This window comes from Endozoicomonas sp. ALB115, from assembly GCF_049310245.1.
Classification (GTDB): domain Bacteria; phylum Pseudomonadota; class Gammaproteobacteria; order Pseudomonadales; family Endozoicomonadaceae; genus Endozoicomonas.
In genome coordinates, this window is sequence record NZ_JBLYZG010000041.1 from 1 (window position 1) to 22,543 (window position 22,543).

Below are 22,543 nucleotides of genomic sequence, written 5' to 3' on the forward strand. Positions count from 1 at the left end.
GCATAGCCGTAGCTATGTGACCGTAGTTGTAACGCCGCAGAGTGACTGCCCACTTAGTCAGAAAATACGATTTCATTTGGTTAACTACTTAGTGTCGTAGCGGTTGCAAAGCAGGGCTGAAGACGATTTATTGACCGGTCTATTGATATCAGTCAATACCGGTTGATAATTGAACGGTTTTATTGTGTTACTGTCTTTTGTAATGTTGCAGTTTTGTTGTCAGTATCACACTACCTTTACGGATTTGATGTCCATTATGAGTTTGCCTGTGCAGCTACCGCTCAGTGTCCAGTTAAGAGACGATGCCACGTTCGCCAACTTCTACAGTGGGCGAAATGAGACGCTGGTCAATCTTCTGGATATGGATAGATCGGTTCCCGGCATCGAATCCGAGCAGTTTATTTTCCTCTACGGCCCCAAAGGGGTCGGCTGCAGCCATCTGCTTCAGGCGGCCTGTCATCAGGTGGACCGGCGCAGCGGGCGAAGCATTTATCTGCCCATGAAAGAGCTGGTTCACTACTCGCCAAAGCTTCTGGAAGGTATTGAGCGGCTGCAGCTGGTGTGTCTTGACGATATTGGTGAGGTTGCCGGTATCGATGAGTGGGAAGAAGCGCTGTTTGATCTGTTTAACCGGCTCCGGGACTCCAGAACCCGGTTTCTGGTGGCGGCGGACAATCCTCCCAGGGCTCTGGGAATTCAACTTCAGGACCTGGTTTCCCGCCTTGGCTGGGGCATGGTATTTCAGGTGCATCCACTGGATGATCGGGATAAAGTCGCAGCGCTCAAGCTTCGGGCTCATTACCGTGGCTTTGACCTGAGTGATGACGTTGCCCGCTTTATTATTCACCGTGGTTCCCGGGATATGGGCAACCTGTTTACCTTGTTGCATAAACTGGACAGTGCCTCTCTGCGCGCCAAGCGCAAGCTCACCATCCCCTTTGTTAAGGAAGTCATGAGGTGGTGACCATAAAATTCCGCATCAAGTGTGGTGAAAACCTTGGGGTTTGGTTTTTGCGGAATTTTTAGGGTTAAGGAGTGGTCATCAGGTTTGGAGCTGGCCTATGTGGTTGAGAAAGGTTGGTGGTTTTCAGTTTGTGGGGCTTTTGGGGCTGCTTTTTCTGGGGGGGCTTTCTATTTCTGGGTGGTGGTTTGCCCGGGTTTCTGATCGGGTTTTGAACAGCCTTCACCAACAGACCGGGCAACGCCTGCCTGGTAAAGACATTACTTTTGATCCATGGCAGCGCCGATTGACCGGCAGTGATATTCGGGTGGAAGAGCAAGGGATTCAGTTCACTGCTCAGAAGGTCAGTGTCGTGTTGAACTATCGCCATTGGTGGGGGGCGTGGTTTGGTGAGAATATTGAATCGTTAAGTGGGATTGAACTGGATGATGTCAGCATCGCTATTGATCCGGAGTTGATTGCCTTGCCTCTGCCGACGCTCTTTCAAAGGCTGTCCATCAATCGTGGCCGCCTTTCTATCACCGGAATAGATCAGCCACTCTTTGTTGACCAGCTGACGCTGGCGAAAGAAGAGGGTGGCAGAATCAGGATTCATTCAGATAACCGTGATGGTGAGAGCTGGAGTTTCTCAGGCGTTTATCAGGTCAGTAAAGGCTTGCTGGATGGTGAAGTGAGGCTGGTCGAACTGCCTTTGTCCGCGCTGGTTAAAGCTGTGCCTCTTAATGTATTGGCGACGCAGAATAATGAACTGTCTGCCAATGACCGTTTTTCCGGGACAGTGAGTGCCACATTATCACTGTCCTGGGATAAGCCGGGCGGCCTGATTCTGAAAGGCAATGCAGAAGGGCGCAGTGGGCAGCTCTTGTGGTCGGGACTATCTGCCCAATGGCAGCAGTGGCATCTGAATAACCTGCAATTCCATGGCAATGATCCTGCACAATCTACGGCAGAGCTGGCTATTTCAGGTCTTGATCTGAGAGTGCCAGAAACACTGGCAGGAGAATGTCCGGTTCAGTTAATGCCAGCCTTACCGGCTGGTATTACTTCGTTTGATATTAACGACAGTCGTCTTGAACTGGCAAATGGCCATTCACCCTGGGTATTTGAAAGCGTAAATGGAAGGCTGGTTGCCGATGGTATGTCGGGGAAAGAAAAAAATTCCCGAACCTATCAGTTCAGTGCTGCACTGGCCAACATCGGGGATTTGCAGTTGAGTGGTCGATTATCCGGCTCTGATAATGATTTTGCGTTTCAGCTCAACGATGCTCGTCTTGCAGGTCCTTTAAAAAAGTATTCGGCTGTTGCCGGTTATGATATGCAGGGTAGCCAATTTGACTTGAGTTATAACAGTCAAAATCATACAGGTCAGCTTGATATTTCTGACTGGCAGGCAAAAAAGATCGCAAACAGCCTGCCGGTTTCATCCATCCATTTATTAAAAGCCCTGATAACCGATTCGTCAGGTAGAGCGGCTATCCCGTTTTCACTTGAGTCCGATAAATCGAGATTACCACAGCGTATCTATCGGGCGGTTGAGCAACGTGTTATGGCCATTGTCCAAGCTCCGTTCGACTACCTTTCCCATACCAGCGGTCATGCACTTGAACCTGTGCTTTACCATGAAGCGGGTAAAGCGACATTAACACAGCGATCACAAAAAAATCTGGTAAACCTTAAGAAAGCGCTTATCGAGAGACCAAAGTTGAATGTGTTGGTTAATGTGGGTGTTTCTGAATCCAGAGATTGGCCCGAGCTCTCACGTTATGAACTGGAAAAGGCATTGCTGGAACTGTACGCAGCGACCAGTTCAGTGGAGCCTGCTGAGATGATCACTATTCCACCCGGGGTGCGGGCATCGCTTGTGGAGCAAATGTATCTGGCTACCCGTCGTCACCAGAAAATTCCCGAAGTGGGTGAACAATCACCCGGGCAGAGGTTTCAGCAAGCCGAAAGCTGGTTGTTGAAAAACTGGCCAAAGATGCCTGATCAACTGGAGAGTTTGCAAAAGGCCAGATACGACTACCTGAAAAGTGAAACTGGCACGGCGTCCGGGCATATTGAGTTGCAGTTATCATCAGGCCCGGACCGAAAAGGGAGTGAGCCTGTATCGGTACTAACTCTCCACTAACCTGTTCGCCTGAGCCTGCCAGCGCACAAACATCATGGAAGTAATAAATAGCAGTACGCTGAATCCGGTGATCAGCCAGCCCTGGGGTTGTTCCGGCCTGAACCAGGCATCAAGAACGCCGCTGATAAAATAAAAGCAAAGGATAAAACAGAGCCAGGAGGCTGCTCTCAGGCCACGCTTCAGAAGGCCGGGAAGTGGCAACAGCAGTGGCAGTATCTGCAGGGCCGAGATACCAAGGATCGAACCCTGTGGCGGATTCAACCACCAGGTTTCTGCCAGCAGAGAGAGAATCAGGCCAGCATAGAGGGCAAGGCAGACTTGGTAGATTTGGTTGGCTTTTTGCTGCATTGTCAGAGGATCTCAAGCACGGACTCAGGAGGGCGGCCAATTCTGGCTTTTTCGCCGTTGACCACAATGGGGCGCTCAATCAATCTGGGAAACTCGCACATAACGTTGATCAGTTGCTCTTCCGTCAGGGATGGATCTTTGAGGTTATTATCCTTGAACTCCTGTTCACCTTTACGAAGCAGGTTCCGGGCATTGATGCCCAGTTTGCCCAGAATGGCTCTCAGCTGATCCGCATCCGGCGGGCTTTCCAGGTACAGCACCACCTCAGGACTGATTCCCTGCTCTTCCAGAATGCTCAGGGTTTGACGGGATTTGGAACAGCGTGGATTGTGAAAGATAGTAATGCTCATGATGACCTTGCCTGGAGGACTATAGATATTTTCCGCAAAGCCTACCAATCTCTGTGGATGCTCTGCAAATCATTTGTAATAGATGTCGGATGTATAGTCAGGAAGTAAACCTGTCCCTTTCAGCCTCTGAATTCGGTACACTTATCTCTCGTTTGACAGGGAGTTCATCATGGCACCGGTACTGCAATTCTGGTCATCCTTCCAGAGTTTTTTCACGGCGGTTATTAAACGCTTTCTAGATAACCGCTGCATTGAAAATGCCGCGGCACTGACCTATACGACGCTGTTCGCCGTGGTGCCACTGATGACGGTCACCTACAGTATCCTGTCAGCGGTGCCCAGTCTTCAGGATGTTGGAGACACCATTCAGAACTTTATCTTTACCAGTTTTGTGCCTTCGACGGGGGAGATGGTTCAATCTTATCTGAACGATTTTTCCCAACAGGCAAGAAAATTAACCAGTATCGGTATCGCTTTCCTGCTGGTCACTTCCTTTCTGATGCTGAGAACCATTGATAAGGCATTGAATACTATCTGGCAGGTGGCGCATGTGCGCCGTGGCATGACCGGTTTTCTGCTGTACTGGGCCATCCTCAGCCTGGGGCCTGTGCTATTGAGTGCCGGGTTTCTTACGACTTCTTATCTGGCATCCTTCAAACTGGTTTCTCATACCACGGCCATACTGGGCGCAGAGCAGTGGCTTTTGCGCCTTATGCCGGTTGTTCTCAGTACATTGGTTCTTACCCTGCTGTATACGGCGGTGCCCAACAGAAAAGTGCCGGTTCGTCATGCTTTGGTCGGTGCGGTTTTTGTGGCCATTCTGGTTGAACTGGCCAAGGCAGGCTTTACCTTATTTATTACTCTGTCGCCTACCTATCAGCTGATTTACGGTGCTTTTGCCGCTGTGCCTCTGTTTCTGCTCTGGGTGTATCTAAGCTGGCTGATGGTGCTGTTTGGTGCGGTGCTGGTTCGATCCCTGGATCTTTATGGCAAACAGGCCGGTGGTGAGCGGCCACACCCGTTAATCTCGATTTTATTAATCCTTAAGCAGTTGCAGGAAAAGTTTGAGCAGGGACGGGGGTTGCATTACAGCGACCTGCGCAAACGTGATCTTCCGGTTTCTCTTGATGATTGGGAGGGGCATACTGCCCGGCTGATGGCAATGGGGTTGATCAGCAAGAGCGATGACGGCGAATGGCTCCTTGCCAGGGATCTCAGACACATCAGTCTGTTTACTTTCTGTGAGCAGTTGCCCTGGCCGATGCCTCAGGATGAGCAGCTCCGGAATATTCTTATCGCTGATGATCCGAACTGGTTATCTGATCTGATTCAGAGGTTGCAGACAGTAAACAGTGCCAGACTGGAAGCGCTGGACTGTTCGCTGGATCAGTTACTGTCTAAATAGCGGGTTTTGGCAGCTTTTGGTCAACTTGATCAGGTGCTGTCTCTGGCTAATACTGAATTGCGTCTGTCTGGTAAGCCGGAACTTTGTGGAGCCCGGTGGATGGGCGTGGTTCTGGCTCTTGTTATGAGCAGCAGGTAGAGCGAGTTAAACGGGAGTTGCATAACATTGTGCGTCCTTCCCGATGAATGTTTTTTCGGAGGTATTCGTGAGGATAACAAGAACATTGGAATACTTTCTGGTGGTTGTACTGTTGGGTGCTCTTGTGGCCTGTAGCAAGCCAGTGACTTTTGCGGATTTAAACGGCAACCCTGTTGCTATTGCCAGCGAAAATGGTCAATGGCTCGCGTTGAATTTCTGGGCAGAATGGTGTGACCCTTGCCGGGAAGAGATTCCGGAGCTGAATGAGCTGGCCAATGATGGTCAGGTCAGGGTGCTGGGCGTTGATTTTGACAACAGTCAGGGGGAGGCGTTAATCAAGAAGGCAAAAGCCCTGGATATTCTCTTTCCGGTGCTTCGGGAGTCGCCACTGACGGTGTTGAACGAGCCTCCTCCCCAAGTGTTGCCCGCCACATATATTATTTCGCCAGAAGGTAAAGTGGTGAGCAAACTGTTTGGACCACAGACCAGGAAAAGCCTTGAAGAGCAGATTCACAAGTTAAGTAAACACCAATTACAGGAAACCTCGTCCAATGGCTGATGTATGCAAAAGAGCCTTTGTTGAAGGCAGGGTTCAGGGTGTCTGGTTTCGAGGCTCAACCCAGGAGCGAGCCCGTCGCCTGGGCATCGGTGGCTGGGCAAGAAATCTGCCGGATGGACGGGTTGAAGTGTTGATGTGTGGCTCAGAAGAAGCCGTTGCCAGGCTGGAAGAGTGGCTTCATAAAGGACCACCTCTGGCCAGGGTGGTTAATATTTCCATTACCGAAGAGTCGCTGCAGGCGTTTGACTCGTTTACCACGGGTTAATTCACAACCCAGTGACGTTCCCAGTTGGTCAGTACGCGCTCCGGATACCAGGTTTTGCCCAGGCTGCCATTATATCGGGCCAGAGCCCTGGTCAGATTGCCATTTTCTTTCTTAAGGTAATAACTGAGAATGGTGCAGCCATAGCGCAGGTTGGTCTGAATGGTGATGAGGTTGTCCTTATCCCGGCCAATAACATTTTTCCAGAACGGCATAATCTGCATTAAACCCAGGGCACCAGCCGAAGACACTGCATACTGGTCAAAGGCAGATTCTGTCTGAATCAGTGCCAGCACCAGCTCCGGTTGTAAATCTACCTTGGATGCTTCGAAGTGAATCATCCTGAGCACCTCAAGCCGAAGGTCCGGGTCTTTAATAAACCGGGCCAGACGGGCAGACATATCAACCAGCCAGACCTCGGCGTCAAACTGATCGTCAAAGCTGCTGGGTTGATCCAGTGAGCGTGACAGCACTTCCTGTAAAATCGGGTCGTGCCATTCCGCCTGACTGGCTGCTGGCATAACAAGAGCCATGACAAGAACGGCCACAATTCCCAAAGCCCGGAATCGGGCTTTGGGGGTGGCAGTTTTCAGCAAGCTACTTAAGTAGTTAACCAAATGAAATCCTATTTTCTTACTAAGTGGACAGTCACTCCCGGCAACTGCTCCTGCGTTGCTCTAGCTCCTGCATCCATGCAGTCGTGCGGCGTTACAACTCCGGTCACATAGCTAAGGCTATGCTCCCTGCGTTGTGCCTTGCATAGTAACTGCCCACTTAGCCAGAAATATACGATTCCATTTGGCCAACTACTTATCACGGGTAAAAGGCTGTCAGCAGTTAAAGTACCGTTAGCGTTTTGTGCGTTCTTTAAGCAGTTCGATAATTTCACTGAGCTGAATATCTTCTTTATCGTTTGCAGTCCGGTGCTTGTATTCCACCATGCCATCCGCCAGGCCACGGTCACTGAGAACCACGCGGTGCGGAATACCGATAAGCTCCATATCGGCAAACTTCACTCCGGGGCTGGCTTTTCTGTCGTCCATCAGCACTTCAAAGCCTGCTGTGGTCAGTTCCTGGTAGAGTTTTTCGGCCGCTTCACGGACTGCTTCGGATTTTTCAATCTTCAGAGGTACCAGGGCGATCTGGAAAGGCGCGATGGCTTCCGGCCAGATAATGCCACGGTCATCGTAATTCTGTTCAATGGCGGCGGCGGCGGTTCTGGAAACGCCGATGCCATAGCAGCCCATGGCCAGCGGAATGCTCTTGCCATTTTCACTGAGAACCGTGGCGTTCATGGATTCGCTGTATTTGGTACCCAGCTGGAAAATATGGCCAACTTCGATACCACGCTTGATAAACAGCTGTCCTTTACCGCAGGGGCTTGGGTCACCTTCCTGAATATTGCGCAGGTCTTCAACGCGGCTGAAGGTGCAGTCACGCTCCCAGTTGATGCCGAAGTAGTGTTTGCCTTCGATATTGGCACCGGCACCAAAGTCGGCCATTTTCGCTACGGTTCGATCGACAATCACCGGGATTGGGCAGTTAACCGGGCCAAGTGAGCCAGGGCCGGCACCCATGATGTTTTTAACTTCTTCTTCGGTGGCAAAGCGCAGGGGAGCAGCCACATCCGCAAGGTTTTCCGCCTTGACTTCGTTAAGCTCGTGGTCGCCACGGATCAGCAGGGCAATGAACTCGCTGTCAGCGTCTTCTGCAGCCGCAACAATCAGGGTCTTGATGGTTTTTTCAACAGGCAGGTTGAACTGTTCTACCAGTTGATCGATGGCCCGGGCATCCGGAGTGTCCACCAGTGTCATCGCTTCAGAGGGGGCAGGGCGTTCACCTGCAGGGGCAATAGCTTCTGCTTTCTCAATGTTGGCTGCATAGTCGCTCTGGTCGCTGAATACGATGGCATCTTCACCGGACTCGGCCAGTACATGGAACTCCTGGGAACCACTGCCGCCAATGGCACCGCTGTCAGCCTGCACTGCACGGTATTCAAGACCCAGGCGGTCAAAGATGCGGCAGTAGGTCGTGTGCATATTCTGATACTCTGCCTGCAGACACGCTTCAGTGGCATGGAATGAATAGGCATCTTTCATCAGGAATTCGCGGCCGCGCATCAGGCCGAAACGTGGGCGACGCTCGTCACGGAATTTGGTCTGGATCTGGTACAGGTTGATTGGCAGCTGCTTGTAGCTGTTCAACTCGTTACGGGCAATGTCAGTAATGACTTCTTCATGGGTTGGGCCAATCACAAAATCACGACCGTGGCGATCCTGAAAACGCAGCAGTTCAGCGCCAAATTGATCCCAGCGACCGGTTTCCTGCCACAGTTCCGCCGGTTGAACGGCGGGCATCAGGGTCTCCAGTGCGCCAGAGCGGTTCATCTCTTCACGAACAATGTTTTCTACTTTTTGCAGGACCCTGAGACCCAGAGGCAACCAGGTATAGAGGCCGGATGCCAGTTTGCGGATCATACCGGCACGCAACATCAGCTGGTGGCTGATGACCACGGCATCGGCAGGCGTCTCCTTAAGGGTTGGAATCAGATACTGACTGGTTCTCATGTGCTCATTTACCAGGCTGTTCAAAAAAAGCGTGTCAAAATTTGACGTCAATTAATGCGGCATTTTAAGGCCAATCGGTTATTATACCAACCGCTGTTGCAAAATCCCCTGTTGTTGATTGGTTGTTCTGAAAAATACCTTCTCTATTCTATTTTCTCTGGATGGGCTGTACCGTGAGTAGCTTTGAACTGGATCCCCAGCTGGCAAGAGACAGTGTGGTTATTGGTGATTTTCCTGTTTGTCGCCTTTTGCTAATGAACGATAGCCAGTATCCCTGGTTTATCCTGGTTCCCCGTATCCAGGGGGTGGAAGAGATTTATCAGTTGGATGAGGCGGCCCAGCAACAGCTGCTTTTCGAATCCTCATATCTGGCGGAAATGCTGCAGGTGCTGTTCTGTGCAGACAAGATGAATGTGGCCGCGTTGGGTAACGTGGTTCGACAGCTGCATGTGCATCATGTCGTCCGTTTCACGGCGGATGCTGCCTGGCCAGCGCCGGTGTGGGGCAGGCATCCAGCCCGGCCTTATACGGATGAACAGCTCGCAGAGGTGATGCACAAGCTGAAAACGGGCATTACCGATATGCCTTCTTTCCAGTGGGCTTAACAGGTAAGGTAAATTTGGAAGGCAGAAGCTCAAGGAGTAGACTGCGCAGATTAATCTGCTTCCGGTTGCCTGTAATCGATCTTGTTTAATGACCGGAAGTGGTTTGGCTGGCTGCCTGTGGGAGTAACAAACGATGCAAGATGAACTGCTTGAGCTGCAAACCCAGTTGAGTTTTCAGGAGGATACGATTGCTCAATTGAATGAAGTGGTTACCCGGCAGCAGAAAGATATTGACCGGTTAACAGAAGCCATGGCGCAACTGAAAAAGCAATTTGAAGAGATGGTGGCTGAACAGCTGGAAAGCCAGGAAGAGTTACCTCCTCCCCACTATTGATTGATGATTAGACGGCTCTGGATTCTTCTGGCCGGAATAACGTTTGCCAGCCAGAAGACCGGAATGCCTATCTTCCTTTCGGTGCGGCAATCACATCTTCCGCCTGAAGGCCTTTGTCCCTTTCAACCACAATAAACTCAACCCGCTGTCCTTCACTCAGGGTTCGGTGTCCTTCACCACGTATGGCACGGTAATGGACAAAGACATCTTCCCCCATATCACGGGTAATAAAGCCAAACCCTTTGGTGATATTGAACCATTTGACCGAGCCGGTTTCCCGTCCGGAGTCATCAAGCGGTTCCTCCGCTGAGCCGGAACTGCCGGGCAGGTTGGCAATAACATGAAACAGGGTGCCGGTGCTGACTGAAAACAGCGTCATCTGGTCGAGAGTCACGCCAGAGATCATCAGGGTGTTGTTATAGGCGAAACCAACCGCTGCGCAGAGCGCTGAAAACAGCAAGACGGACCCGGCTATCTGCAGCCACCGTTGGAAGCCATTGCGTCTGCTCAGGTAGGCTCCTGTCATTAAATTTAATGAAGCGGCCATCAGTAATAGTGCAACCACCGGGTTGGTCGGGTTGGCAGCGGCTGTTGATGGCTGGTAGAGGTTGGTCATGATGGCAATGACGAAAAAAAATGCCAACAGGCCGGTTAAAAGATGAGCTATTTTTAAATGTTTCAAGGCATGTTCCCTTAATTTGTTATCAGTATCAGTTGAAAACATCGAGCCCTTCTACGCATAGGCTTTTCAGAACCACAAGCCATCCGTGAAAACAGAATCTGGTGTAAAGCTGTCGTGCATTTTTTAATCATGACCAGACAGCATTGAGCCCGACAAACACGTTGTGCAACTTATTATGATGGAACACATGGTTTCCCATATCAGTGTTAATGTACCTTTATGATGTTTATTTCTCAAATATTGACAGGCCTGCCTGACATTTAACATCAGTCGAGACACTTCACGGACGGTGCAGGCAGGCGGGAAAGAGCCTGTAAACAGCGATGTGAGCTTTCTGGTGGGTTGTTGGAAGGGGTGATTGACTCTGTTATTTGGGTGTGAATCTTTTGGTAAAAAATGCTCGACGTGGAAAAATACCGATATTATAGTGGTATTCAGTACCTTGTATATCTACTGCTGCCGTCTTCTATTAAGCATGGTGTTCGTAAAGTTGTAGAAATGTCTAGAGGTTGTTAATAGATAACGTTGTACTCATGGAGTGATAAGGCAACTCTGGTCATGTCTTATTGAGAAAGGGAGGTACCAAATCCGCCTGGTGCTGTGGCAGATAATGCAGTCGCTGATAGTTGCCGTTAGCTGGTCAAAGCAGATTGCTTTAATCAGATAACAGTAAAACATTGGCAAGCGCTCAATGCCCTCTTTAAAAGGGAAAGCCTAAGGGAAGGCTTAAAAGGAATTTTCATCAGGAGAGTACGACTATGGCTGGGAAAAAAGCACCCGCAATCAAGGAAAAATACAGCAAAACCCAGATGCTGGCAGAAATTGCCGAGAATACCGGGCTTAGCAGAAAGCAGGTCAGTGCGGTAATGGATGAACTGAGCGAACTGGTTGAGCGCCATATTAAAAAACGGGGGTGTGGTGAGTTTACCTTGCCCGGTCTGTTAAAAATCGTGACCAAGAAAAAACCGGCGCAAAAAGCCAAAAAAGGGGTGCCAAACCCTTTCAAACCCGGCGAATTAATGGATGTGCCAGCCAAGCCTGCTTCTATTCAGGTGAAGGTAAGGCCATTGAAGAAGCTGAAGGAGTTTGCAGCATCGTAGTGCATCATTTCAATGAGTTTGATGTGTACAATCTCCGTTCACCCTGAGCGCCCTTCGGCTCGGCTCAGGGTGAACGGACGAAGGGTGGTTGGCACAGTCTTTATTCAGGGTATGGAGCTTACGCCCTTCGACTCCGCTCAGGACGAACGAAGTATGGAGGTCAGTGAAGGAACCCATCAATTGCATTGAAACCATTTACCAGGCTGCTTATAAGAGCTGCAACACCAAAGGAGCTTACCGGCTCCTTTTTTTATGGTTGCAATTTGTTCAGGGTTGTAGAAAAATAATTTCTCGTTGCGAATAGGATGTATCACCAAGGGGAACTGCTTATGTCAGTTGGTGGTAGTCGCAATAATAAACACAACACAAAGTACTCAGGGAGCAATTCTGATTATGAAAACCCTCGCTAAAAGCGCACTGGGTGTAGCTGTTGCTACAGCTGTCGCCGCTACCTCTGTTCAGGCTTCTGAAGCTGTGACTATGGATCCGAGTCTGACGTTTACGTATAAGAATTTTTACTGGAAAGAAGATGGTAAGAATGGAAGCGGTCATGTAGGTGATGGTGATTATGATCGCAAAGAATGGGTTCACGGTCTGATTGCTGACTTTGATACCGGTTATGTAAATGACCTGGTTGGTGCTGTAGTTACTGCTGGATATGCAGGACCATTAAGCATTAAAAAAGAATACGGTACTGCTTCAAACGTCCCTGGTGGAAGTGATGGCAAGGGTGATGGAATCTCAGGCTTTCAACAGGCCTACCTGAAAACAAAAACAACATTCAGTGGTGTTGAATTGGCAGGTACTGTTGGTGTCAAGAAGCGTAGTACAGAAACTTACTCTGATTCAGGCTCTCGCGTTCTGGCGGCCAGCTCTACAGGTTACGACCTTTCGGTTGGTTTCGAAGGTGCTAATGCATACATTACTGAAATCACCAGTGTTAGTGAGCGTAATGCTTCAACATTGAATGGCGACCTTTCTGGTAATGGCGATAAGGTTGATTATCTCCGTATCCTGGGGGCAAATTACAGTTATGAAGGTTTGGATCTCGCAGCAGAATATGGAAACTCAAAAGGCTTGGTTAAGCAGACTTTCCTGAAAGCCGGTTATGGTTTTGAGCTTGATGATATGAGTTCTGTTGATCTTGACGTTCGTTACGGTAAAGCCAAGAGTGATGAGTCAGGTAATGATGCAAAAGCCAAGTATTATAACCTGAATGCAACTTATAACTATGGCAATGCTTATGTCGGTCTTGGTTACAATAAAACCAAAGATGGTGATTATAATTCTGACTACATTGATGGTGAGCATGGTAAATTCAATTCCAGCTTGTCTCTGTGGGCAGATTATGCAGAAGAAGGTGAGAAAGCTTACGTCGTCTCTGCTGGCTACAACTTTGCTGATCAAGGTCTGAGCGGTTTAACTTTAGATGTTTGGTACGCTAAAGGCGATGATGCTGATGAAATAGAAGATTTCAAGCGCCGCGAGTATGGTAGTTACGTTTCTTATGCTTTCGATGGCTCTCTTGAAGGCCTTTCTCTAGCTTGGCTTTACACCAATTATCGAGCTCAAGGTGATACAAGTGAAAGCCTTGGAGATCTTTCTAATCAGGATGTAAACCGTCTGTACCTGACTTACTCTGTTGCTGCATTCTAAGCAGTTAACTGCTTAAGTTAAAAAAAGAGGGCGAATGCCCTCTTTTTTTGCTTAAAAATTAGTGAATCAATATTCCAGATGCCTTGTAATCAGGGTATGCCAGTGCATACAAATCTTTCATTATCTAAATTGCTTATTTCGGTGATGGCTTTATCAATGAGTTATTGTATGTTCTGAGGCCTCAGTCCATCTGTAAGTATCCGCAAATTCCATACGACTGATTTTTAATTCAGGTGCTGAGTGAAAAAAAGATAGCACAGAATTTTATATAAACATTTGATTTCTATAGTGATTAGGTCGGTTTTCAGCCTTGCTGCTATTAATGATAAATAGGTATAAATATAAACTGGTTATAATGGAATAATACCTTACACAATTTTATCAGGGATGAGGCTTTTGAGGGTTATGGATAATAAGGCTGATCAGCCGTCCTCAGCGTCACTTTGGCTCGCTTATCTGGCTAAAGGTGGCTCCATGAAAGAACTTCGTAATTTGGATCAATGTCAGCTTGATGCTATGTACAGGTTGGCTTTTGCCCAATTCAATTCCGGCCATTTTACCGATGCTTTAAAGGTCTTCCGACATCTTTGTCTGCTTGATCATACCAGCTATTCCTATTTTCTTGGCCTGGGCTTGTCTCAGTATGAGCTTTCCCTGTTTGCTGAGGCTGCGGCAACGCTGGCTTATGGGGAAAAGCTTGATCAGAAGGACCCAAGGGCTTCACTGATGATGGCTAAATGCTTTATTGAGATCAAACGCTGGTCTCTGGCTCAGAAAGCCTTATCTGAGGCGGTGACCAGAGCAAGCCAGTCTGCCCGTTGGAAAGATGAGCTTCAGCAGGCGAAAAAATTGACCAGTTTTGTTCGTGGCAAATTGCAGTGAAGATGTTTCAGGGATTGTTTGTTGCCCGGTAAGGAATACCGGGCAGGGTGATTTTCAGGCGTCAGAGTCAGGGAGGGCGTTATTATGTCGAACACAGTTGGAGAACCGGGTGGTGTACAAACAGGAATAACGCCTGCTCCGGGCACACCGGGCAATGTTTCGGCAAATCCCGGGAATGGGGTAAGCAGTGGCTACAGTCCAGCAAATTCTGTCTCACAATCTGGGGGTTCCGGTCCGGACGGAAGTCAGGCGGGTGTCCAGCTGAATGCGCCGGCAAATAGTGGCAACAACGGTGTTGACTATCTGGCAAGAACCTTGCAGTCAAGGCTGGATTCGTTTCGTGCCACGATTGCCCAGAATAATGCCATGACCCCGGGGGAGCTTGATCTTTCTGATACCCAGAACCTGCTGTTGTCCTTAAGAGGTGCGATTAATGACCTTAAGGTACTCAACAGTGTGACAACCATTGAAATACGGGCTGCGGATCGACAGGCACAAGTCTCTCTTTCATCAGACATTAGTGCAATGAGAAAAACGATTGAGTCTACGCAGCATTCGATCAACAGCAAGCAGTCAGAACGGGACAGGGCTCCTGACCATCAGAAGCCAGCACTGGATGCTGAAATAGAATCATTAAAAGGGAGGAAAATGGCCGCGGAGGTGCGACTGACTGCAAAAGAGGCGCTGCTTTCGAGTTCTGATGATAATGCGGTCAGGGACCTGTCGGTTCCCCTGGTGAAGGCTATCAGTCCGGAATCTCTGGAATCCGGTGAAGAGCAGCTGGATGAACTTAAACATGAATTAAAAGTATTAGAAAAGCGTTTTGACAGTGACGAGGTTCGCTCCAGGCTGACCAGTCTTATTGCTGCTGACTATGACAGGGAGATTCTTCGGGTATCGGATCGTGACATTGAAAGTCGTCAGCCCCGGGGAGGTAAAGGCTCTCCTGAGGCCTTGAAATCGCTGGTAAGCCCGGAGGTCGTTGATAACCTGTTCAGTTTCTTTTCGGCCCGTGACACCTCTGCGCTGGACTCTGTGCGCAATCAGGCCGCTCCATCTGAACAACAGTTAACTGATGCTGCTGAAGGTCTGGCTCTGGTGCTGCTTGCAGAGCCTCCCGTGACAGCCCGTGAAAAAAATACCGTCAATCGGTCATATCCTGATGATAGTACCAGTATTGAGGATGCCGATAATTCACAGGCTCCAATGCTGCGCGCAGAGCTACCAGTAACGGCCAATGATAAAAATGCAACTGATCAGCCAAATCCTGGCGATAGTCTTGAAGGCACCAAACATGCACAGTCTCCGATACCCCCGGCAGAGCCACCAGTGACAGCCAGTGAAGAAAATCCCGTCGATCAGCCCTATCTTGGCGACAGTCTCAGTCTTGAAGGGGCTAATAATCCACAGGCATTTACAATGCTCCTGTTAAAAGAGCGAATGGCTGATATGCAAGAGGCGCTGGAAAAGAGATCGGATGGGGACATGGTTGATTCTGTTGGGACCAATCAACTTGCCCAGCTTCTTGAAGCAGAGCGAGAGGTCGAGGCCATGGTTGTCGAGGCGATCAGGGATCAGGAGCGCTATGAGGCGGATATGCTTAAATCTCATCCGGTTTAAGAGGCAATATCTACGATAGGGATTCAGTGTTGTTCGTTCTATTTGATAAGCCGTACTGGTGACCAGTGCGGCTTTTTTTGTCTGGCAACGGCTGACTCTGCCGGTCTTTGGGGTATAATGGCCGTTTTTCTGCGAATCAGTATACGTAAGCGCCCAATTCAATACGATATCAATGGTGCTTACTGTTGTAAGTGAAAGGGTAGGCCAGCGTCAATGCCGATCTATGAGTATCAGTGTGAGCAATGCTCCGAAGTGACGGAAGCGATTCAAAAATTCGGTGATGCACCGTTGAGTGATTGCCCGGTCTGTGGTCAGGCCGCACTGAAGAAGCTGTTAAGCGCGCCGGCCTTCAGGCTGAAAGGTGGTGGTTGGTATGAAACCGACTTCAAAGGAGGCAGTAAGAAAAACCTGTCTTCCAGTGATAACCACTGTCCTGGCAAAGACAGCAAAAGCAGTTGTGCCGGTTGCCCTGCAACCAGTCAATAAAAGCGTTGCCCGGCAACCAGTGATTGATCCAAATCCTTTCAGCCCGGTGGCTGTAGGGAAGAAATCCAGTTGAATTCCTGATTTGAGGTATATTATGCGCAGCCATTATTGCGGCGAACTGAATCTTTCCCATGATGGGCAGGAAGTCACCCTCTGCGGTTGGGTACATCGCCGTCGTGATCACGGTGGCGTGATTTTCCTGGACCTGCGTGACCGTGAAGGCCTGGCTCAGGTGGTGGTCGACCCTGATACCGAAGAAGCGTTTGCACTGGCTGACAAGGTGCGTAGCGAATATGTCCTGAAAATTACCGGTATTGTGCGTCCCCGTCCGGAAGGCACTGTGAACAGCAATATGTCTACCGGTGAGATTGAGGTGCTGGGTAAGCAGGTGGAAATCCTTAACCAGGCCCAGACTCCGCCTTTCCAGATCGAAGGTTATACCGACGTGGGTGAAGATGTGCGCCTGCGTAACCGGGTCATTGATCTGCGTCGTCCTGAAATGCAGGAAAAGCTGATTATTCGCAGCAAAGCCACCGCTGTAGTCCGTCGCTTTATGGAAGAGCACGGCTTTCTGGATATCGAAACACCGATGCTGACCCGTGCAACTCCGGAGGGTGCCCGGGACTACCTGGTGCCCAGCCGTGTGCATCCGGGGCACTTCTACGCACTTCCCCAGTCTCCTCAGTTGTTCAAGCAGATGCTGATGGTGTCTGGCTTTGATCGCTACTACCAGATCGTCAAGTGTTTCCGTGATGAAGATCTGCGTGCTGACCGTCAGCCGGAATTTACCCAGATCGATATTGAGACATCCTTCCTGGATGAAGCTCAGATCATGGGCATTACCGAGTCCCTGATCAAAAAACTGTTTATGGAAGTGAAGAGCGTGGATCTCGGTACCGAATTCCCACGCATGACCTATGCCGAAGCCATGAGCCGTTATGGTTCTGACAAGCCAGACCTGCGTATTCCCCTGGAGCTGGTGGATGTGGCAGACCTGATGGCCGGCGTTGACTTCAAGGTATTTAAAGGCCCGGCAGAAGATCCTAAAGGCCGGGTTGCCGCACTGAAAGTGACCGGCGGTGCCGAGCTGAGCCGTAAGCAGATTGACGACTACACGAAGTTTGTCAGCATCTACGGCGCCAAAGGTCTGGCCTGGATCAAGGTGAATGAGCTGGAGAAAGGGGTTGAAGGCCTTCAGTCGCCAATCATCAAGTTCCTGGGAGATGATGTCACCATGAACATCATGTCCCGTATTGGCGCTGCCAATGGCGATATTGTCTTCTTTGGTGCGGATAAAGAAACAATTGTGAATGAGGCGCTGGGTGCTCTGCGTTGCAAGGTGGGTGAAGATCTGAATCTTTATACCTGTGACTGGGCACCGTTGTGGGTTATTGACTTCCCGATGTTTGAAGAGACCGATAATGGCTCCCTGACTGCGCTGCACCATCCATTCACAGCACCAACCTGTTCTCCCCAAGAGCTGGAAGCTAATCCGTCTCAGGCACTGTCCCGTGCTTATGATATGGTTCTGAATGGCTATGAAGTGGGTGGTGGTTCTGTCCGTATTCATCGTCAGGACATGCAGCAGGCGGTATTCCGTGTGCTGGACATCCAGGAAGAAGAGCAGCGTGAGAAGTTTGGCTTCCTGCTGGATGCCCTGAAGTACGGTGCGCCTCCTCACGGTGGCCTGGCGTTCGGCCTGGACCGTCTGGTGATGCTGCTGTGTGGTACCACTAACATTCGTGAAGTGATTGCCTTCCCGAAAACCCAGTCAGCTTCCTGTTTGCTGACCCAGGCTCCGGGTGAAGTGGAAAGTCAGCAGCTGCGCGATCTGAATCTGCGCATTCGTCGCGATCCGGCATCTGCAACCAGTCACTGATTCATCCTGGCAGCCTCTCAGTGGAGCGGCTGCCAGCCAAGCGTTTAAATAGAGGTTTTTATGGCAGGTCATAGTAAATGGGCCAACATCAAACACCGTAAGGCTGCGCAGGACGCCAAGCGGGGCAAAGTCTTTACCAAAATCATCCGGGAACTGACCGTTGCCGCCAAGCAGGGCGGTGGTAATGTTGAGGATAACCCGAAGCTGCGAGCGATCGTTGATAAAGCCCTGGCTGCCAATATGACCCGGGATACCATTAACCGCGCAATTGCCCGTGGTGCCGGTGGTGAAGATGATTCCAATATGGAAGAAGTCACCTATGAAGGGTACGGGGCTGGTGGCATCGCGGTGCTGGTTGAGTGTCTGACGGATAACCGCAACCGGACGGTGGCTGAAGTTCGTCATGCTTTTTCCAAGCATGGTGGTAACCTCGGTACCGATGGTTCCGTTGCTTATCTGTTCGAGCGTAAAGGTCAGATTTTCTTTGAAGAAGGTGTTGATGAAGAGCAGCTGATGGACGCAGCCCTGGAAGCCGGTGCTGAAGATGTCGTCACTAATGATGATGGCTCAGTAGAAGTGCTGACCGAGTGGACTGAGTTTATGGCCGTCAAGGATGCTCTGGAAGCGGCCGGGCTCACTCCTGCCGGTGGTGAAGTCGCCATGATCGCTTCTACCCAGACAGAGCTTGATCTGGCAGGTGCCGAGAAAGTCATGAAACTGATTGATCGTCTGGAAGATCTGGATGATGTTCAGAATGTCTATACCAATGCGGACATTTCTGCAGAAATCATGGAGCAACTGGGCTGAGTTCTGGTCTGGATTGAGTTAAGTGAAAGCCCGGATTGCTCCGGGTTTTGTTTTACATCAAACCGGGAGGGAGTCGTTAGCCCGGGATAAGTCTGGAGGAAACCTGTTTACTGTCCAGATGGCATCCGGCGTGGAGAAGGCATGAAATTAACACAGCCTCCTGGCAGAGACCCTGCAAGAGTCTGAGTACCAATGCAAGGCACAGGGGCTGACGATCCCGTAGTAGTGATGAAGATGCTGTAATGGCGCTGGAGCAAAGGGGGTCGATCATCCCGTTGAATTTGGAAATCAACCAATGGTAACTCATCGCTGCCGGTGGGAGGGATTTTTGGTAACAACAAGTCCCTGGGTTTATGCTTCACTGGCAGATACGTCAGAAACTTTCTCCGGTCATTATCCCCATAATGAGTTTTTACTGGCTTTTTTTCTCTTCCTTTTTCTCTTTTTTGGATTACCTGTCTGTTCTTCTAAATATTCTTCCGCAGTAAAGTAACAGTCATCTGAGAATTGCTCTCCTTCATCGGCAGTAACGTATGCCTCATCGTTTGCCCCCCCGCCGCTATTAAGTGACACAGAGCCATGGGGCTCTGGCAGGACTGCTAACTTTGTCTTTATTTGATCAATAACGATTTTCATTGAATTCTGGTTATCAAGCTTGTTCACCGGGATTTCAATGACATCAAATCCCAGTTTTTGCAGCAGGGCGATTTTAAGCAAAGTCGAACCATTCCTGGTTTTGAAATCACCACTCACGTAATGAGAAGGTCCCTGAACATCGATAACCATGTTGTAATCTGGCAGTCGCAGGTCAACCGGAGGTAATGAGTTCAGACTCTTTTCTTCTTCAATCTTCAACGACGGAAAGCTTGATTGGAGGTGATCGCGGAAGGTGGATTGAGATTGTGAAATGATTGTTCGGTAATGGGGGACCACCGGACACGTTCTCCCTAGCCAACTTGCAGCCATGGCAATGATGTATTGATCATCTGTATTGCCTGATGATGTATTTTCCAGGCGAGAAAATAGTTCACCTATGTGCTTTTCAAGCGAGTTTTTATCACTGCAACCTCTGTCCAGATAAAATCTGGCACAGAATGCCATTACTCCCCAGAGAGACATCAATATACCCTGCTCAGAGAGCTGAGGGTTTTCACTGATTCTCTCGACAAGAGAATCGAACGTTGATTTAACCGCGTTCAGCTCAATAGCCTCACCCAGTTTTGCCAGGGACCACAGCAGGTTGGCGACTTCCTGTGGCTTGAAATGGTCTTTCTCTTCCTTTGATTCGGCTTTGATTTTCACATGTGGCAATAGTGCGACCACGGCCTCTTTGAGTTTCGGTGTTTGCTCCAGCTCCAGCACCAGCCCATTGTCCGCCAGTTTCGCCAAGGCCCACAGCAAGTTGGCGACAGCCTGTGGCTTGAATTGGTCTTTCTCTTCTTTTGATTCGGCCTTGGTTTCCACATGGGGCAACAGCGCGGCCACGGCCCCTTTCAGCTTCGGTGTCTTCTCCAGCTCCAGGCCATTGTCCACCAGTTTCGCCACGGCCCATAGCAGGTTGGCGACATCCTGTGGCTTGAAGAGGTCTTTACCTTCTTTTGTTTCGGCTTTGGTTTTCACGTGGCGCAAAAGTGCGGCCACGGCCTCTATGAGCTTCGGTACCTTCTCCAGCTCCAGCCCGTTGTCCACCAGTTTCGCCACGGCCCATAGCAGGTTGGCGACATCCTGTGGCTTGAAGAGGTCTTTATCTTCTTTTGTTTCGGCTTTGGTTTTCACGTGGCGCAAAAGTGCAGCCACGGCCTCTATGAGCTTCGGTACCTTCTCCAGCTCCAGCCCGTTGTCCACCAGTTTCGTCACCGCCCACAACAGGTTGGCGACCTCCTGTGGCTTGAAGTGTTCTTTCTTTTCTTTTGATTCGGCTTTGGTTTTCACATGGGGCAACAGCGCGGCCACGGCCTCTTTGAGCTTCGGTGTCTTCTCCAGCTCCAGCCCGTTGTCCACCAGTTTCGCCAAAGACCACAGCAGGTTTGCGATATGCTGAGGAGTGAAGCGGTCTTTCTCTTTTTTTGATTCGGCTTTGGTTTTCACATGGGGCAACAACGCGGCTACGGCCTCTTTGAGCTTCGGTGTTTTCTCCAGCTTGAGCCCGTTTTCCACCAGTTTCGCCACGGCCCACAGCAGGTTGGCGATATGCTGAGGAATAAAGTGGTCTTTCTCGTCTTTTGCTTCGGCTTTTTTGGTTTTCACATGGGGCAACAGCGCGGCCACGGCCTCTTTGAGCTTTGGTGTTTTCTCCATCTCCAGCCCGTTGTCTACCAGTTTCGCCACGGACCACAGCAGGTTGGTGATACCTTGAGCGATGAAGTGGTCTTTCTCGTCTTTTGATTCGGCTTTGGTTTTCACATGGGGCAACAGAGCGGCCACGGCCTCTTTGAGCTTCGGTGTTTTCTCCAGCTCCAGCCCGTTGTCCACCAGTTTCGCCACAGACCACAGCAGGTTGGCGATACCTTGAGTGTTGAAGTGGTCTTTCTCGTCTTTTGATTCGGCTTTGGTTTTCACATGGGGCAACAGCGCGGCTACGGCCTCTTTGAGCTTCGCTGTCTTCTCCAGCCCGTTGTCCACCAGTTTCGCCACAGACCACAGTAGGTTGGCGATACCTTGTGTATCAATAGTTCTGACTTCAGGTTTTTGGTTGCACTGTATTATTACTGCATCAAGTAAAGTTGACAGTAAAGCAGCTTGAGTTTCCTTTCCCAACTCATCCATGTATTTATGAGGGGTCAAAACACCCGCTGAAGTAAAGGAATGAAGCGTTGTCGTCAGGCTTCGCCAGGTCCACCCGGGTGTCGCTTTAAAATCGTGCAACAATGGTATCAGTTGGCTTTGTTCACTATGATTTAAAGGTCGTTTTGACCCTAATGTGTATTGTTTAATTGAACTGGCAAATTGACTGTGTTTTCTACCATCATAGCGATCACCATAACGAGCAGATATCCTCACCAGGCAACTCATTTTTTCGTGTGTAATGAGAGCATTAAAATCATAAACAGGTTTTACTGAATGTCTTGGTGGATAGTGAGAAGAGCATGCGTCAGAAGTATGATAAAATTCATTACACCTTGAGATATAGGGGGGTGGAGTATTCACCTGTCTGACTGTGTCATGCCGATATCGCCCACTCCTTGAAGCATTGGTATGACCATCCGGTGGTTTATAATCATTACCTGATGTCGTGTATTTCCAACTTATACCAGCAGTGCCTCTATCCATAATTATATTTCATTAATTCATAAAAAATATGAAAAGTGTACACTGTTCTGTTTATAGTTCATCTTGCTGAAATGTCTATAAACTCTGGTTTAATTGGTGCTTGCGACGAATTTTATAGATTAAATTCGAAACTTGTCTTTATTTGATCAACAATGGGTTTTTTAGACCAATTTGCTGCCGCCGCAGTAGGGCAGTTTATTCTCGGACAGCCCCCCGGGAGCCCTGATAAAAAAGGCTGAAACCAATGACAAAGAGGAAGATGAGGCATACCGACAGGAGACCGGATACGGTATCCCGGGAGATCTGAAGTTCAAACAGCAGCGGTTGGAAAAAATCCAGAAGGCCAAAAAAAACCTTGAAGAACGAGAGCTGGCACTGAATCCGGACAAGCCAATAGACGATAAAAAAATAACTCAGTTTTGCCGACCCCCATGCCCGGATGAGGCAGGTATTGACGCCTATGTGGCGACTGATAGTAAGGAAAACCATCGAAAGAACTGCTGG

At 49.5% G+C, this 22,543-nt stretch carries 22 protein-coding genes; 15 read left to right on the top strand and 7 right to left on the bottom strand.

Annotated elements, in window-relative coordinates; translation table 11 throughout:
- Positions 1–247: 247 nt before the first annotated feature.
- Positions 248–964 (top strand): DnaA regulatory inactivator Hda, encoded by a 717-nt coding sequence (hda, locus tag ACO6VE_RS16655; RefSeq protein WP_101746377.1) that lies wholly within the window; start codon positions 248–250, stop codon positions 962–964.
- 97 nt (positions 965–1,061) lie between these two features.
- Positions 1,062–3,089: a hypothetical protein gene (locus tag ACO6VE_RS16660; RefSeq protein ID WP_422451015.1), complete on the top strand. Its 2,028-nt coding sequence runs from the start codon at positions 1,062–1,064 to the stop codon at positions 3,087–3,089.
- Here ACO6VE_RS16660 and ACO6VE_RS16665 read toward each other — a convergent pair.
- Both ACO6VE_RS16665 and arsC read right to left on the bottom strand, forming a co-directional pair.
- Positions 3,075–3,437: a DUF2069 domain-containing protein gene (locus ACO6VE_RS16665; protein ID WP_422451016.1), complete on the bottom strand. Its 363-nt coding sequence runs from the start codon at positions 3,435–3,437 to the stop codon at positions 3,075–3,077. The genes ACO6VE_RS16660 and ACO6VE_RS16665 overlap by 15 nt on opposite strands.
- Positions 3,438–3,439: 2 nt before the next feature.
- Entirely contained in the window at positions 3,440–3,787 is a 348-nt protein-coding gene (arsC, locus tag ACO6VE_RS16670) for an arsenate reductase (glutaredoxin) (RefSeq protein ID WP_422451018.1), read from the bottom strand.
- A gap of 169 nt (positions 3,788–3,956) precedes the next feature.
- On the opposite strand from arsC, the gene ACO6VE_RS16675 reads away from it, so the two are divergent.
- The 4 genes from ACO6VE_RS16675 (at position 3,957) to ACO6VE_RS16690 (ending at position 6,154) form a co-directional block, all read left to right on the top strand.
- On the top strand, positions 3,957–5,192 hold the full coding sequence (locus tag ACO6VE_RS16675; protein WP_422451019.1) for a YihY family inner membrane protein: 1,236 nt from the start codon (positions 3,957–3,959) through the stop codon (positions 5,190–5,192).
- Between the two features lie 6 nt (positions 5,193–5,198).
- Complete coding sequence (locus tag ACO6VE_RS16680; protein WP_422451020.1) at positions 5,199–5,330, top strand: hypothetical protein; 132 nt, start codon at positions 5,199–5,201, stop codon at positions 5,328–5,330.
- Between the two features lie 67 nt (positions 5,331–5,397).
- Positions 5,398–5,889 (top strand): TlpA family protein disulfide reductase, encoded by a 492-nt coding sequence (locus tag ACO6VE_RS16685; protein ID WP_422462418.1) that lies wholly within the window; start codon positions 5,398–5,400, stop codon positions 5,887–5,889.
- Positions 5,882–6,154: an acylphosphatase gene (locus ACO6VE_RS16690; RefSeq protein WP_422451024.1), complete on the top strand. Its 273-nt coding sequence runs from the start codon at positions 5,882–5,884 to the stop codon at positions 6,152–6,154. Before ACO6VE_RS16685 ends, ACO6VE_RS16690 begins: the two co-directional genes overlap by 8 nt.
- Here ACO6VE_RS16690 and ACO6VE_RS16695 read toward each other — a convergent pair.
- Together ACO6VE_RS16695 and ACO6VE_RS16700 are read right to left on the bottom strand one after the other, a co-directional pair.
- The gene (locus ACO6VE_RS16695) at positions 6,151–6,768 is read right to left on the bottom strand and encodes a lytic transglycosylase domain-containing protein (RefSeq protein ID WP_422451025.1); all 618 of its coding nucleotides are present in this window, start codon (positions 6,766–6,768) and stop codon (positions 6,151–6,153) included. The two genes, ACO6VE_RS16690 and ACO6VE_RS16695, sit on opposite strands and share 4 nt — an antisense overlap.
- Before the next feature lie 231 nt (positions 6,769–6,999).
- On the bottom strand, positions 7,000–8,718 hold the full coding sequence (locus tag ACO6VE_RS16700; protein WP_422451026.1) for a proline--tRNA ligase: 1,719 nt from the start codon (positions 8,716–8,718) through the stop codon (positions 7,000–7,002).
- A gap of 161 nt (positions 8,719–8,879) precedes the next feature.
- On the opposite strand from ACO6VE_RS16700, the gene ACO6VE_RS16705 reads away from it, so the two are divergent.
- Together ACO6VE_RS16705 and ACO6VE_RS16710 are read left to right on the top strand one after the other, a co-directional pair.
- Positions 8,880–9,323, top strand: a complete 444-nt coding sequence (locus ACO6VE_RS16705) for an HIT domain-containing protein (protein ID WP_422451028.1) — start codon at positions 8,880–8,882, stop codon at positions 9,321–9,323.
- Between the two features lie 133 nt (positions 9,324–9,456).
- The gene (locus ACO6VE_RS16710) at positions 9,457–9,657 is read left to right on the top strand and encodes a SlyX family protein (RefSeq protein ID WP_209202664.1); all 201 of its coding nucleotides are present in this window, start codon (positions 9,457–9,459) and stop codon (positions 9,655–9,657) included.
- A 67-nt stretch (positions 9,658–9,724) separates the two neighbouring features.
- Here the strand turns inward: ACO6VE_RS16710 and ACO6VE_RS16715 are convergent, their stop codons facing one another.
- Positions 9,725–10,339 (bottom strand): cold-shock protein, encoded by a 615-nt coding sequence (locus tag ACO6VE_RS16715; RefSeq protein ID WP_422462420.1) that lies wholly within the window; start codon positions 10,337–10,339, stop codon positions 9,725–9,727.
- Positions 10,340–11,097: 758 nt separating this feature from the next.
- Here ACO6VE_RS16715 and ACO6VE_RS16720 point away from each other — a divergent pair.
- The 7 genes from ACO6VE_RS16720 to ACO6VE_RS16750 all read left to right on the top strand — a co-directional run bounded on the left by ACO6VE_RS16720 (position 11,098) and on the right by ACO6VE_RS16750 (position 18,769).
- Entirely contained in the window at positions 11,098–11,439 is a 342-nt protein-coding gene (locus ACO6VE_RS16720) for an HU family DNA-binding protein (protein WP_101746367.1), read from the top strand.
- 393 nt (positions 11,440–11,832) lie between these two features.
- Positions 11,833–13,095, top strand: coding sequence for an OprD family outer membrane porin (locus tag ACO6VE_RS16725; protein WP_422462421.1), 1,263 nt, complete (start codon positions 11,833–11,835; stop codon positions 13,093–13,095).
- 405 nt (positions 13,096–13,500) lie between these two features.
- Positions 13,501–13,977 carry a tetratricopeptide repeat protein gene (locus ACO6VE_RS16730; RefSeq protein ID WP_422462423.1) on the top strand — a complete coding sequence of 159 codons (477 nt, stop codon included), beginning with the start codon at positions 13,501–13,503 and terminating at the stop codon, positions 13,975–13,977.
- 84 nt (positions 13,978–14,061) lie between these two features.
- The gene (locus ACO6VE_RS16735) at positions 14,062–15,597 is read left to right on the top strand and encodes a hypothetical protein (RefSeq protein WP_422462425.1); all 1,536 of its coding nucleotides are present in this window, start codon (positions 14,062–14,064) and stop codon (positions 15,595–15,597) included.
- Positions 15,598–15,810: 213 nt separating this feature from the next.
- Positions 15,811–16,083, top strand: coding sequence for an FmdB family zinc ribbon protein (locus ACO6VE_RS16740; protein ID WP_422462427.1), 273 nt, complete (start codon positions 15,811–15,813; stop codon positions 16,081–16,083).
- Positions 16,084–16,177: 94 nt separating this feature from the next.
- Positions 16,178–17,962: an aspartate--tRNA ligase gene (aspS, locus tag ACO6VE_RS16745; RefSeq protein WP_422451037.1), complete on the top strand. Its 1,785-nt coding sequence runs from the start codon at positions 16,178–16,180 to the stop codon at positions 17,960–17,962.
- Between the two features lie 60 nt (positions 17,963–18,022).
- Positions 18,023–18,769, top strand: a complete 747-nt coding sequence (locus tag ACO6VE_RS16750; RefSeq protein ID WP_422451039.1) for a YebC/PmpR family DNA-binding transcriptional regulator — start codon at positions 18,023–18,025, stop codon at positions 18,767–18,769.
- A 393-nt stretch (positions 18,770–19,162) separates the two neighbouring features.
- On the opposite strand, the gene ACO6VE_RS16755 is transcribed toward ACO6VE_RS16750, so the two are convergent.
- Together ACO6VE_RS16755 and ACO6VE_RS16760 are read right to left on the bottom strand one after the other, a co-directional pair.
- On the bottom strand, positions 19,163–22,039 hold the full coding sequence (locus tag ACO6VE_RS16755) for a DUF1601 domain-containing protein (protein WP_422451040.1): 2,877 nt from the start codon (positions 22,037–22,039) through the stop codon (positions 19,163–19,165).
- Between the two features lie 195 nt (positions 22,040–22,234).
- Positions 22,235–22,528, bottom strand: a complete 294-nt coding sequence (locus ACO6VE_RS16760; protein ID WP_422462429.1) for a hypothetical protein — start codon at positions 22,526–22,528, stop codon at positions 22,235–22,237.
- Between the last annotated feature and the right edge of the window lie 15 nt (positions 22,529–22,543).